Source organism: Aquimarina gracilis, assembly GCF_035285365.1.
Lineage (GTDB): Bacteria > Bacteroidota > Bacteroidia > Flavobacteriales > Flavobacteriaceae > Aquimarina > Aquimarina gracilis.
In genome coordinates this window covers 190,389-203,718 of the sequence record NZ_JAYKLX010000008.1, presented here as the reverse complement: position 1 = coordinate 203,718, position 13,330 = coordinate 190,389, and the positions used below count along the sequence as shown (strand labels likewise).

The window sequence follows — 13,330 nt, the reverse complement described above, 5'->3', positions numbered from 1 at the left end:
TTAATCTTATAAATACTAGCTAGTGTTATTAAAAGTAGGTTTTGTTTTTCATTTTATGTATAATACCTTTATATAGGTTCTGATAAATATTTCTCTATTTTCTGGGTAAATGTAAAACATCCCAGTTTTATTTTCGGGACTTATAAATTTTTTCATGACTTGTTTTTAACTAAAATCAAAACCTATATAGTTAAAATACAACCCTATATACCATAGTTTCTTTGGGAATGCGTATTTTTATACTTCTAATATTCAAGAGGTTTTAACCTCGTATCTGTTATTTGAAATAAGAGTTTGGGAAAACGAAAAAAGGATGTGATTGCGATTTATTTGTAGAAAGCATATCAGAATATTAACCTTTTTAAATACTACACGTCATGAAAAAACTCATTATTTTATTTTCCGCATGGACCCTTGTTTCATTGTATTTTGATCCTATTACTGCTCAACATACAATAGAAAGCTCCTCAATTACCATTCAGCAAAAAAACAAAAATCAACTACAGCAAAAAATTAAAACTTATACGCTGTTTGAAATTAATCTTAACGAACTGAACCGTATTTTAAAAAATGAAAAATCGTCTTCGATCAATCTAAAAATTGGCAACACCCGGTCTTTTGATATGCTCCTTCAGGAAAATGAAATCCGGTCGGAAACCTATCAGGAATTTGAATCTTCAGAAAACACCAAACGACAACTTCCCAAAAAATCAACAGTTAATACCTACAGCGGTACTTTAAGAAATGGAAAAATGGTCCGACTTACTGTGACCCATGATTTTATATACGGGATCATCGAAGTCGACTCTGGGTTTATGGTTATTGATCAATTGCGATATTATCTTTCCGATAAAAGATTATCTCCAAACAAGCTTATTCTCTACAACATCAATGACCTCATCGAAAAAGAAGGGTTTTGTTCGACTGTAGACACGGCAGAAAAAATTGAACATAATATTAAAAACAACAATACAGAAAAGATCACCACTGACTGCCAAATTTTGGAAGTCGCTACAGATGCCGATTTTGAATATTTTAGTACATATGGTGCCAATGCCAATACTAGAATTCTTGCAGAGTTTAATAACATCCAGGGGGTATATGCAAATACCTTTGCTCTCGAAATGGTGATTGTATTTCAAAATGTTTGGACCACGGTAGCAGATCCTTATGTCTCTACCAATGCTGCTACCATTACCAACGAGGTTATTAATACCTGGCAAAACAATTTTGGAAATGTGAATAGAGACCTGGTTGAAATGTTTACCGACAAAAACCTGGGCTCCTTATTGGGGAGAGCTTCGGGGATAGGAACGATTTGCAGACAAAGCTCCTCTTCAAGCTATACGGTAGATCGATTTGCGGCATTTAGAACACTAGGACATGAGATTGGACATAATTTTGGAGGTATACATGGTGATGGTGTATTATGTGGCGGATCAACTGCCAGTGTCATGTGCCAGGGAGACAAACAAATTCCTATTTATTTTTCTAACAATTCTATAAATCGAATCAACAACTACATCAATTCTAATTCGGGCTGTCTGTTTCAATTTAATAATATAAGCATTACCGGAGAAAGTTTAATCTGTAGCTCAAGCACTCAAAACTATACGCTTACTTCTGAACTTCCCGGTACGATTACCTGGTCGGTAAGTAGTGGTGCACTAACTATTATTGGCGGGCAGGGTACACCAACGGTTACTATACGAGGTTTTTCGGGAGATGGAAACGCTACGCTAACCGCTTCAGTAGAAGTGAACGGAGCCCTATGTGGCGCTCAAACCATCTCTAAAGCCATAACTATTGGTCAACCCATCGACGAAATTTACTTTACCAACGGTATTGGCGATGAAGGTTACTTTTGTACAAGCCATTATGGCAATGAATTTGAAATTCTGCCAAGAATACCCAATACCAGTTATCAAATTCGTCTTTTAAATTGGCCGGCCCTCAATGTAGTGTATTCACCTTCGGGTACTTTTAGTAATACAGGGACCATATCCTATACCCCCTACCCACAAGGGTTTTATGTTTTTGAAGCAAGAGCCATTAATTCATGTGGCACAGGAGACTGGGTAGGTTATGAAGTTGAATATACCGATTGCAGCCAAGGTCCTGGAGGCGGCGGAGAAGAATTCGCTTTTTATCCCAATCCATCTTCGGGTGAGATCTTTATCGAGAGAAAAAACGACAATGATAGTAGCGCCGAAATTTCAAATTTAGAGGTTTCGTCATCTTACCCCAATAATGAACCAATACGAATTGAAATCTATACTATTTTTGGCCAACTGGTTACATCAAAAGCATATCATGAATCCCAATCCGCACTGAGGTTTGACATTTCTAACTTAAAGAAAGGGAATTACTTTGTAAAAATTATGTATGTCAATAGCAACGAGGTACACCAACTCATTGTAGAGAACTAAAATATCTCTTAGCCTTCCTCTCTCTGGGAGGCTAAGATTTTTATAGCATTATTTCAATTTCAATGACATTAGGGTTATCTAGTGCTTCAAAAATAGAACAAGCCGGTTTCAAAAAATGAAACTGGCTTGTTTCTGTATTTCTTGATTTGTTGTACATCTAACAAGTAAGAATGTAATTATAGGCAATCATCATCTAGTAAATAGCTATTGATTTTTTATCACTTAAAACCCATTCATTGCCTTTGTAATCAAAAATGTAAAGGATTTCCTGTCCAACCCCTTTTCCTCCTTTACATTTTGTACTGTTTACAGAGATAAACGATAGCATAACTTTTCGAGTATTTGAAATATTTATTACACGAGAAAAATGGTATGTCATGTATCTTCCATTTTCTTTTACCCTGTCAACACTTAACATCAATTCTACTTCTTCTTTTTAAATATAAAAACTATCAATTTTTATATAATATCAAAGTAAAGACGGAAATGTTCCTTAAATCCGTAGACTATCGGGGTTATATAAAGGAGTACCCATCTTGGTAAGGGGTCGAGGCCGCGCCGAGGTGGTTCGAGTTGATAATTTGGCGCTTGCACGCGATAATTTGCCGCTTCGTTTTGATCTTTTGATCCTTGTTTTTGATCCATTACGGCTTCGAGGCGATAGTTTACCGATTATTTTTGATAAACAGATAAGTGCCGATCCAAAAAAAGGTGGTTCGAATTACCTTGGTATCGCTTCGCACTACCTTTTTGATAATTCGAAGCACCTATATAGGTGCTTCGAGCTGTAATTTTGATGCTTCGAGCTACCTTGTTACGGTCTAGAAGTACCTCTAAGACATTTACTTTGCATATCGAAGTAGACGATAAGATAACTTTTTGAGACCTCAGGGTTCGAAACGCAATCGAGGGCTGAGGCTCTCGAAGCCCGACGAACTAACTACCTCAAAGGCGAACCTCAACCCCCAAACCCTTCATATTTAAAAATGAATGCTTACTTTTGGGTAATCACACAAAATACAATAGGATGGGGGGCGTGAACATTCGATTTTTAGTAGGATATCTTGGTTTATTTTTATGGATACTACCTTACCAAAATATAACGGCTCAAGAAAATACAATCGAGCAAGCCGAGGAACTTTATAAAGAAGCTAAATCACTATACTTTGCGGAAGATTACAAGAAAAGTATCGAATTATTCAACAAAGTTGAAGCAATTGGCAGAGAATTAAAAGATGATATGCTCGTATGCATGGCTACGAATATGAAGGGTAATTCATATGTAATGAACGATCAAAATCAAAAAGCTTTGGATGCCTATTATGAGAGCTTACAAATTGCACGAAACCTTAACAATTTTGAACGTGAATTAATTACTGGTACAGGACTTGTTTTGGTATACAAGAAAACGAATCAATATGAAAAGGCACTCAAGCTTTCTCAAAAAATGCTCCAATCTGTCGACGGCACTTCTTTTAAAGATACGCGAACTCATGTAAGTGTCATAACAACAGGTATAGAGGTATATCTAGATACAGAGCAATACGATTCTGTAATGCATTATGCAGACCAAGGGATTGCGTTGAGTAAAGAACTGGAGTATAAAGAAGGCTTAATAGATCTTAATATCAAAAAGGCAGTGGTATACTATAATAGAGAACAACATAAAGCTTCTCTAGATTATTTGTTTAAGGCAGAAGAGTTGCTACAAAATCACGACATTAAAAACAGGTTTTATCCCACTGTAAATGCCAGCTATTTTGTGGCAAGCAATTACTACCAACAAGGGTTATATACTAAAGCGATAAAGCGATTACAAAGTAATATTGATAACTCCAAAGGGAATGACCTGTTTAAACTCCCGGTACTACAATCGCATTTGCTACTGGCCAATTGTTATGGCAAGCAGGGAGATTTTGAAAAGGCCCTGTATTGGAATAACAAATACATGATGCTTTCTGAAGATTTTCAAAAACGAAAAGATAAGATTATCAATAGGATCTATGAAAAAGAGGCCCAGATTTTAAAAGGCAGTATTGCCAATTTGCAAAGTGAGCAAGAAAAAAGTGAGCGTGTCAAAAAATATGCATATATCATAGCAACGATACTTTTTTTGATCGTACTCTTAGGCAGTCTTTTTTATAGTAAAAAACAACGATCCAATAAAGTGTTGTTTAACGATTTGGTACAAAAAATTAATACGCTTGAAGCCAAAGAACAAAAAATAGTTGATAAAAAAGAGACCACAAAAGCGATTGTTATCGATGATGATAAGGTACACGAAGTACTAAAAGGACTATCCAAACTTGAAACGCAGGAATTCTATTTACGATCGGATTGTAGCCTGCGATTGGTCGCCAAAAAAGTAAAAACCAATGCTACCTATCTATCCAAAATCATTAACATACATCGCGAGAAAAATTTTAACGAATATATAAATGATCTGCGCATCGATTATGTATTAAAGCGTATCAAGAATGACAAAAAATTCCGATCCTTTTCAGTAAAATCTATTGCTACCGAGATAGGATACAAAAGTGACTACTCGTTTGCCAAACATTTTAAAGCAAAAACAGGTTTAAATCCATCGTACTATATCAAGAACATCCAAAAGCAGGAAAAAACGCTGGAAAGTGTAGCATAAACCACCCTATTTTAAACAAATTAGGGTAATGGTATTGTATCGAGTGATCTTAAAAAAGTATATTCAAAATATAACATACAAAATGTATGGGTAGTTGCACAAGTTTGACTATCTATATCGGGAATTATCAATTAAATTATAACTCAATGAAAACACGCAAATCAAACAAAATCAATCTCAAAAAATTAACCATAGCAAAAATCACCGTAGACACTATGAATGCTGTAAAAGGTGGTAGTAGTACGCCTGCAACAGAGGAACTTGGACATTGCCGAGCCACCTCTCCAGGTCACGGCAGACCCTGTGTTCAACTTTATTAATAACCTTGTAAATAATAGCATAAAAAAACCTGTAGCATCTACAGGTTTTTTTATGCCCTAATTTTGTTTAATCTGGGGAAGCTTTGTTTTTCTGCTCATAGATAACCGGCTACTTTTAAGGTGAGATCAACACGATCTTTTTGCCAACAATAAGGGGAAGCCGAAAACCTTAACAACAGAGTAGGTAGTTCATAAAAATATATTCACATGAAAAAATCATTGAAAAGCCTAAAGCTTAAAAAAGAAGTGATCACCAAATTCGAGCAGGAAACAATTAAAGGAGGATGCCCAGTGCATGGTGGCGGTCCTGGAAACACATTTTTTTGCATCACCAACGGACCCTTAAATACGTGTCCACCTCCAGGAGTACAGTGCTATTAATAATAAAGTAAAATCAATAAGTAAAGTTCTATACATATAAAAATGTATTAGGACGGCCTTATAACATAATATTAAATATCATGAAAAAATCATTAAAAAAATTAGAACTTAAAAAAGACGTAATTACCAATTTTAAGTTAAACAAGATTAAAGGAGGACATTCTGCATGTTGCCCAACACAGGGAGCATTAAACTCATGTCCACCTCCTGGAATGCAGTGTTTCTAGAAAAAATTCTTTTTCAAAGGTAGCACCGCTTTATTTTTCATTTTTCCAAGTTTACTTTTTGAGGTGCTACTTTTTGAGGTGGGGTTTTAGTTGAAACACAATTCTTTTAAGGGTAAAAGCTGCCTGCTTTGGGCAGCTTTTAGTACTTTATGTTCAGAAACATGATACCAATGAACCAGGAAAAACTTTTATTACAAAAGTTAGAAGAAATTAGCTCGGCATTACAGCAAGAGTATCAAAACACCAATGAAATGGGGGTGCTATCGGGCAGAGCCGGCATTGCCCTGTTTCAGTTTTACTATTCCAAGTTTTTACAAGATGAGAAACCTGCCGATGTGGGTGTCGAGATTTTGTCATCTATTATCGAAGCGATTAATAACGGGTACAACTTTCATACCTATTGCTCGGGTATTGCCGGTGCAGGATGGGTTATAGATCTGTTGCAAGAAGAGGATCTTATCGACCTGGATTGCGATGAATTACTATCTACACTAGATGGTTTTTTGGTACAATCTATCAAGCATATGCAAGACGATCAAAACTTCTTCGATTTTTTGCATGGTGTTTTGGGTGTTGGATACTATTTCCTGAAAAGATATACCAACACAAAATCCAATGAGCTACGACGGCAGTACGAGGAAATCATAAACGATATCATTGTCTTGTTACAGGATCGAAGTGATATCGAAGATGATACTGCCAAATGGGAATCTTATCTTATTCGTGAAGAAGATCTAAAAGGCTATAATCTAAGCCTGGCTCATGGCAATACCAGTATCATTAACTTTTTATCAAGACTGGCAGCACATGACGCATTTAAAGACAAGGTAGAAATGTTGTTACATCAATCGGTTCGATATATCTTAGGTTTTAAGAATGAAGACCGGTATAAAACCTATTCTTTTCCCAGTTGGGTTACTACCAATAATGATCCAAGCGATAGTTCACGCCTGGCCTGGTGCTACGGAGATCTTGGCATCGCCATGACCCTTTGGAGAGCAGGAAAACAATTGGACACCACAGAATACAAAGACGTGGCGTTGCAAGTGTTACGCCATGCCGCCAAAAGGAAAGATCTTGAAGAAGCTGGGGTCAAAGATGCTGGTTTGTGTCATGGTGCTTTGGGTATAATGCATATCTATACTTATATGTATAAAGAGAGTAGCGAACCACTATTTAAAGAAACTGCCGAATATTGGATGGATCAGGCTTTGAATATGTCAGTACATGCTACTGGCCATGCTGGATACCTAAAATGGCAAGGTGGCGACAATCCGGGATGGGTACAAGAAATTAATCTTTTGGAAGGTACCGCCGGGATTGGTCTCTCTATATTGTCTTATCTGGCTCCTTTTGAAACCAAATGGGATCAATGCTTGTTAATAGGATAAATATTTGCCAAGATATAAGCGAGTATAAGCGTTGTGACTCACAGCGCTTTTTTTATGACCTAATTTGTTTAATATGATCTTAAAATATTTTTCATTTGCAGTTATGTATTCTATATTGTCATCAAAATTATTACACAAAACATTTTTAGATAGAATTTTAACTCACTTACTCTTTTCATACCCATGCTTGATCGGTCCTTATTAGAAAAAAAATTAAAGGAGATTTATGATATCCTAAAAGACATAGATGTTCAAAATGAGCATCACGGGGTTTTGGCAGGTATTTCTGGCATCTCTTTATTTCAGTTTTATTATTCCAAGTTAATTGAAGAAGAAGAACCTGCAGATCACGGTGTTGATCTTATTACTAAAACTATACAAGGCATAAATGAGGGCTATACCTTCCCTACCTTTTGTACAGGGATCGCAGGAGCTGGATGGGTGATCGAATTACTTAATGAAGAGGAATTTATAGATATTGATAATGATGAACTTTTGGAAGATCTGGACGAATTCTTGTTTAGGTCGATGAAAGAAAATATGAAGGATGGAAATTATGATTTTTTACACGGCGCCATTGGATATGGATACTACTTCTTAAAAAGGTATCGAAATACAGTATCGGCCGATTTAAAAAACAGATATAAAGAATATCTTTCCTATTTAATTTCGGCATTAAAAGACACCTCAGAAAGTAGTGATCAAGGAACTTACTGGAAAACCACCCTGTCCAAAGAAGATGATCTTATTGGTGTTAACTTGAGCCTATCTCATGGTTTATCGAGTATTGTTAATTTCTTGAGCAGAGTTTATGCCTACGAAGACTTCAAGAACGAAGTACGCGATCTATTGGTAGATACAGTTAGGTATATACGTAATCAAAAAAATGATGATCTCGGTTTGGCCTCTTTATATCCAAGTTGGATACACGAAGGGATGGAAAAAAACTCAAAATCTCGATTAGCATGGTGTTATGGCGATCTTGGGATTGGGCTTTCTTTATGGCAAGCCGGAAAAGCATTGGATAATACTGCTTATAAAGAAGAAGCGGTTAAAACCATAAAACATGCGACCAAAAGAAAAGACTTGGTAGAAGCCGGAATTAAGGATGCGGGTCTGTGTCATGGTTCTTTTGGTATTGCCGCTATATTTGATCGTATGCATAAAGAAACCGAAGATCCTGTTTTTAAGGAAACGGCAGATTATTGGATGCAGCAAGCACTAAAAATGGATAAACATCAAGGAAATGCCGGTTACCTGCAGTGGAGAGGCGATCTAGAAGAATGGAAAGAAGAATCCAATGTACTCGAGGGTATTGCCGGGATAGGACTTGTTCTCATTTCTTTTTTGGCTACTTTTGATACCAAATGGGACGAATGTTTAATGATTGGCTAATCCAAACCCGTACAGTACAGCTATTATGATTTACAAGAATTTTCCTAAATACGTTTTACGTGCCCCGTTGTTTTCGTTTTCCTTCTATCAAAAGCTCACGCAAGATACTATTTTGGAAGAAGAAGCCTTGCGCAAGGTTTGTGAAGATAAAATTATCAAAGAAGCTATTTTTTTGGCATCGCCCGCTTTATATTCAGAGTTCGAAAAGTGGCTTCGAGGAGATATCAAAGATCGTGACAAATCGGATAGAATGATGTATTCTGTGCTTAAGTATATAAGTCGTATGTCCTCAAGATGTACTCCTTTTGGACTTTTTGCAGGAACATCTGTAGGAGAATTTTCAGATGAAACGACTATCGAGCTTCAGGACAAATCAAAAAATGAAAGGCATACAAGATTGGACATGAATTATCTTGTGGCTCTGTCCCAGGATATCGTTAAAAATGAAGCCATACGAGATCAGTTGCTTTTCTTTCCAAATACAAGCATCTACAAAACGGGGCACCAGTTACGGTATGTAGAGTATACCTATGTAAACAGTCGAAGAATACATCATATTGTAGGTGTAGAACATTCTGATTATCTACAAGAGGTTATTGATAAAGCACAACAAGGAGCTTTACTAAGTGACCTGGCAGCGATATTGGTCGATGATGAAATCACTATAGAAGAGGCCACCGATTTTATTCATCAACTAGTCGAGAGTCAGTTACTCATTAGTGAATTAGAACCTTCTGTTTCGGGACCAGAGTTTATGGATCAAATACTTCCTGTATTGCGTAAATTAAAAGGTACTCAAGAGCTTATCACCGAACTTGAAAAAACGCAAGCTACGCTTGAAAAATTGGATTCAGCTATAGGCAATGAAGCCGAACATTATATCGCGTTAAGTGAATCTCTAAAGAAATTGGACGTTGGTTTTGAACTTAAATACATGTTTCAAACCGATATGTCGCTTTCTCCAAAGGTAAATACCCTCGAAAAGAAATGGCTCTATAAAGTTCAAAAAGCACTCACGCTACTTAATAGAATTACGTTGCCACCAAAAGAAACCTTGATCTCTTCTTTTAAATCTGCCTTTTACGAACGATACGAAGAAAGAGAAGTACCTTTATCCAAAGCGCTCGATGTAGAACTTGGTGTAGGTTTTTTACAAAACCAGGGATTGGGTGATGTAAGCAATATTATAGATGATTTGGTCCTGCCACAAAAAAACAATGGCAAAGTAGCCCGAGAGATACGGTGGTCACCTGTTGATGCGATACTTCAGAAAAAATTGGTTCGTTGTATTGAACAAAATCAAAATAGTATCATATTAACAGACAAAGATTTTGAAGACTTCGAAGAAAACTGGGATGATTTACCCGACACAATTTCAACAATGACCGAAATTGTAAAAATTGATGGCGAAGAAAAAATTATCTTATCAAGTGCCGGTGGGTCTAGTGCTGCAAATTTATTAGGGCGTTTTTGTCATGGCGATGAAGCATTGAATACATATACTCAAGCCATAATTGACATAGAACAACAAGAAAATCCCGATAAAATTCTAGCAGAAATTGTTCATTTGCCAGAATCCAGGGTAGGTAATATCCTTATGAGACCGGCTTTCAGAAAATATGAGATCCCCTACTTGGCAAAATCTATCTTGGACACCAAAAATCAACTTACTCTCGATGATTTAATGGTTTCGGCAACGGTACATGGCGGAGTAAAATTACGTTCAAAAAAGCTTAACAAAGAGGTGATACCCCACCTTACCAACGCCCATAATTATTCAGGAAATGCCTTACCTATTTATCAGTTTTTGGCCAATATGCAAACGCAAAACCTTCGTTCTGGAATAGGTTTTAACTGGGGACCACTTGCCAATGAATATGATTTTTTACCTAGGGTAGAATACAAAGGAGTTATATTCTCTGCAGCTACATGGAATATTAAAAGTGACGAAATTAAACCCATGCTTGACACTTATAATGCTCCCGATCAACTGACCGATAGGATAAACACCTTTGTAGTTTCAAAAAAATTACCGCAGTACATTTTATTAATTGATGGTGATAATGAACTTTTGGTAAATACCAGAAATATCACTTCGATGAAAATGCTACTGGAAACCATAAAGAAAAGAAATTCGTTTAAGATAAAAGAGTTTTTACATGCCGAAGAAGGTATCATAAAGGAAAAAGGAGAAGCATATACCAATCAGGTGATCTTTTCTTTTTACAACGAAAAAAAATTAAAAAACACAACCGCACATAATGAGTAATATCCAAAGATCTTTTATTGTTGGTGCAGAGTGGCTTTACTATAAAATATATACTGGGCCCAAAACCTCGGATTTGGTACTTACCAATATCATAAAACCTGTTGCCGAAACCTTACTTAAAAACGAAAGTATCGACCAGTGGTTTTTTATACGATATAGTGATCCCAAACCTCATATTCGTGTTCGATTTCACTATACAAATCCTGCCAACGTAGCCGAAATCATTAATTCGTTCTATGAGGCCATCAAAGAATATATTGAAGAAGATCTGGTTTGGAAAATACAAATAGACACGTATCAAAGAGAAATTGAACGATATGGTATAAAAACCATGGAACAATCTGAAGCGCTATTTTTTCATGATAGCACCATGATTATCAATTTTTTGGATATGGTTGAAGGTGACGAAGGCGAAGAACTGCGCTGGTTGTTTGGGGTTCGAGCAATAGATGCCTTGCTTAACGATTTTGGATACGACGAAGATCGAAAATTAAAATTGCTCGAAGGACTCAAAACAGGATTTGGGGCCGAATTTGGGATGAATAAATTCCTGAAAAAGCAACTTGATAAAAAATTTAGGGACGAAAAAGATAAAATTAAAGAGTTCTTGGTGTTCGAACGAAAAGACAACCCCGATTATGCTCCTATTCTTGATGTGTTGGATCAAAAAAGCGAAAACGGCAAAGCCGAAGTAAATAGTATTTTATCTATTATGAATGCCAATGAGATTGATAGGTTAATGGGAAGCTATATCCATATGCTAATGAATCGCTTATTCAGATCCAAAAACCGTTTGCATGAGATGGTATTGTATGACCTGCTTTACAGAACGTACAAAGTCGCCTGGGGAATTAGAAAATTTAAACAAAAAGAAACGGCAAAATAATAGTCAAAACATATACCGCAGAAAATTTGGTATTTGTTAAATCAAAATAAATTGTATATTTACACAACCCCTTGTGATTAATCAACCACACCTCTACGTTTTTTAATCGTTTTCATATAAATTTTAAATCATAACAAACAATAGCAGTTATTGAAATTGCTTGAGTTTTTATAATATAATTAGGTGCCAAATTTGGTTACTTAGGTAAAATACTTTTATCCCGAAACAGACGCAATCCTCATGCAAAATCCCTACTAGTGATAGTGGGGATTTTAAGTTTCTCTTTGTTTAATCTCTGCCTTAATTTGTTTAATTTGTTTATAGTTAAGAGGTATAATCGCCGATAATGCAATAGCTGTAATAAGCATTGGATCGAACTCTTTATTTTTAACCGATGTATAAATGGTAACAACAAACAAAACAAACAAAATACCGGCCAAAAGCCCTGTAAGCATTTTAAGGGAAGTTTCTTTCTTTTTTAGTTCCTCAATGGTCAAATCTTGTAGCTCTTCTTTTTTCATGAGTTATTTTTTATCCATAAGGAAGGTATTAAAACTAAATTTACTATTGAATTATTTGCCTCGAATTTTTGCTTTACCTTTCTTTATATAATTACCTTCTTTAATTAAAAAAAAGCAATGCTGTGGTATTGCTAGATATTATCACAACATTGCTCTTAACTATTCCTGATATTGAATTAAATATACGATTATTAGTTGCAATTAATATTGCAGAAATATCCGTATAGTACTTGACCTAAACAAACCTCTGCAAAGACTCTTTTCCTATTAAAATCAAGAGGGTCACAGGCATATCCAATAGTACAATATTGAGTATAATAGTACTGACAAAGGTTCTTCATATTATTAGCCGCCACCTCGTGATTATTCAACAATTGTAACTGATCCTTGGATAGTAACTTGTTTAGATTCATATTGCTTAGCAATTCTCCATCCTTTAATGATGCTTCAGCTTTTTCTAAAAGCCCTTTTGACTTCAGAAAATCCGAAATTCTGTAGTTCTCTTCTAGGGCGTTAGCATCCTTTTCGGATAATTCATCAAAAAATTGTTGTTTTTCTAGATCTGTTTTGTTTTCAAAACCTTTTGGAGGTTTTAAGTAGATCTTACCCGCTTCTTGTTCTGGTATAATACTAAGCTCCTGATTTTCGAGCAAGGTCTCAACTTCGTTAGTGATAACTTCATCCTTACTGCAAGATACTATTATTACAGATAGTACAACTAAGGTCATAAGGCTTAATTCTAATGGTTTCAACTTGAAATTTTTCATAGTTATAGGTTTTAAGGTTAAAGAAAAATTAATACTTAAAATTAGTTAAAACAAAGCCCTGAATAAAGCTCAACTTGTTGGCATTTATAAATTTAAACTT

The 13,330-nt window shown here is 35.7% G+C and carries 12 protein-coding genes; 10 read left to right on the top strand and 2 right to left on the bottom strand.

The window, feature by feature from the left end:
* Positions 1–377: 377 nt before the first annotated feature.
* From U6A24_RS17570 to U6A24_RS17525, 10 genes are all read left to right on the top strand, one after another.
* Entirely contained in the window at positions 378–2,429 is a 2,052-nt protein-coding gene (locus U6A24_RS17570) for a T9SS type A sorting domain-containing protein (RefSeq protein WP_324181310.1), read from the top strand.
* A gap of 536 nt (positions 2,430–2,965) precedes the next feature.
* Positions 2,966–3,220 (top strand): hypothetical protein, encoded by a 255-nt coding sequence (locus U6A24_RS17565; RefSeq protein WP_324181309.1) that lies wholly within the window; start codon positions 2,966–2,968, stop codon positions 3,218–3,220.
* 236 nt (positions 3,221–3,456) lie between these two features.
* Positions 3,457–5,073, top strand: coding sequence for a helix-turn-helix domain-containing protein (locus U6A24_RS17560; RefSeq protein ID WP_324181308.1), 1,617 nt, complete (start codon positions 3,457–3,459; stop codon positions 5,071–5,073).
* Between the two features lie 146 nt (positions 5,074–5,219).
* Positions 5,220–5,393: a class I lanthipeptide gene (locus U6A24_RS17555; protein WP_324181307.1), complete on the top strand. Its 174-nt coding sequence runs from the start codon at positions 5,220–5,222 to the stop codon at positions 5,391–5,393.
* 207 nt (positions 5,394–5,600) lie between these two features.
* Positions 5,601–5,774: a hypothetical protein gene (locus tag U6A24_RS17550; RefSeq protein ID WP_324181306.1), complete on the top strand. Its 174-nt coding sequence runs from the start codon at positions 5,601–5,603 to the stop codon at positions 5,772–5,774.
* A gap of 80 nt (positions 5,775–5,854) precedes the next feature.
* On the top strand, positions 5,855–6,001 hold the full coding sequence (locus tag U6A24_RS17545; protein ID WP_324181305.1) for a hypothetical protein: 147 nt from the start codon (positions 5,855–5,857) through the stop codon (positions 5,999–6,001).
* A 170-nt stretch (positions 6,002–6,171) separates the two neighbouring features.
* Complete coding sequence (locus U6A24_RS17540) at positions 6,172–7,392, top strand: lanthionine synthetase C family protein (RefSeq protein ID WP_324181304.1); 1,221 nt, start codon at positions 6,172–6,174, stop codon at positions 7,390–7,392.
* Between the two features lie 183 nt (positions 7,393–7,575).
* Entirely contained in the window at positions 7,576–8,787 is a 1,212-nt protein-coding gene (locus U6A24_RS17535; RefSeq protein ID WP_324181303.1) for a lanthionine synthetase C family protein, read from the top strand.
* A gap of 25 nt (positions 8,788–8,812) precedes the next feature.
* Complete coding sequence (locus tag U6A24_RS17530; protein WP_324181302.1) at positions 8,813–11,056, top strand: lantibiotic dehydratase family protein; 2,244 nt, start codon at positions 8,813–8,815, stop codon at positions 11,054–11,056.
* Positions 11,049–11,942, top strand: coding sequence for a thiopeptide-type bacteriocin biosynthesis protein (locus U6A24_RS17525; RefSeq protein ID WP_324181301.1), 894 nt, complete (start codon positions 11,049–11,051; stop codon positions 11,940–11,942). Before U6A24_RS17530 ends, U6A24_RS17525 begins: the two co-directional genes overlap by 8 nt.
* A gap of 272 nt (positions 11,943–12,214) precedes the next feature.
* Here U6A24_RS17525 and U6A24_RS17520 read toward each other — a convergent pair whose 3' ends face one another.
* Both U6A24_RS17520 and U6A24_RS17515 read right to left on the bottom strand, forming a co-directional pair.
* Complete coding sequence (locus U6A24_RS17520) at positions 12,215–12,463, bottom strand: hypothetical protein (RefSeq protein ID WP_324181300.1); 249 nt, start codon at positions 12,461–12,463, stop codon at positions 12,215–12,217.
* A 191-nt stretch (positions 12,464–12,654) separates the two neighbouring features.
* Complete coding sequence (locus U6A24_RS17515; protein WP_324181299.1) at positions 12,655–13,230, bottom strand: hypothetical protein; 576 nt, start codon at positions 13,228–13,230, stop codon at positions 12,655–12,657.
* Between the last annotated feature and the right edge of the window lie 100 nt (positions 13,231–13,330).

Coding starts and splice junctions, on each gene's coding strand:
- U6A24_RS17570 (WP_324181310.1), top strand. CDS start 378: ATGAAAAAACTCATTATTTTATTTTCCGCATGGACCCTTGTTTCATTG.
- U6A24_RS17560 (WP_324181308.1), top strand. CDS start 3,457: ATGGGGGGCGTGAACATTCGATTTTTAGTAGGATATCTTGGTTTATTT.
- U6A24_RS17555 (WP_324181307.1), top strand. CDS start 5,220: ATGAAAACACGCAAATCAAACAAAATCAATCTCAAAAAATTAACCATA.
- U6A24_RS17550 (WP_324181306.1), top strand. CDS start 5,601: ATGAAAAAATCATTGAAAAGCCTAAAGCTTAAAAAAGAAGTGATCACC.
- U6A24_RS17545 (WP_324181305.1), top strand. CDS start 5,855: ATGAAAAAATCATTAAAAAAATTAGAACTTAAAAAAGACGTAATTACC.
- U6A24_RS17540 (WP_324181304.1), top strand. CDS start 6,172: ATGAACCAGGAAAAACTTTTATTACAAAAGTTAGAAGAAATTAGCTCG.
- U6A24_RS17535 (WP_324181303.1), top strand. CDS start 7,576: ATGCTTGATCGGTCCTTATTAGAAAAAAAATTAAAGGAGATTTATGAT.
- U6A24_RS17530 (WP_324181302.1), top strand. CDS start 8,813: ATGATTTACAAGAATTTTCCTAAATACGTTTTACGTGCCCCGTTGTTT.
- U6A24_RS17525 (WP_324181301.1), top strand. CDS start 11,049: ATGAGTAATATCCAAAGATCTTTTATTGTTGGTGCAGAGTGGCTTTAC.
- U6A24_RS17520 (WP_324181300.1), bottom strand. CDS start 12,463: ATGAAAAAAGAAGAGCTACAAGATTTGACCATTGAGGAACTAAAAAAG.
- U6A24_RS17515 (WP_324181299.1), bottom strand. CDS start 13,230: ATGAAAAATTTCAAGTTGAAACCATTAGAATTAAGCCTTATGACCTTA.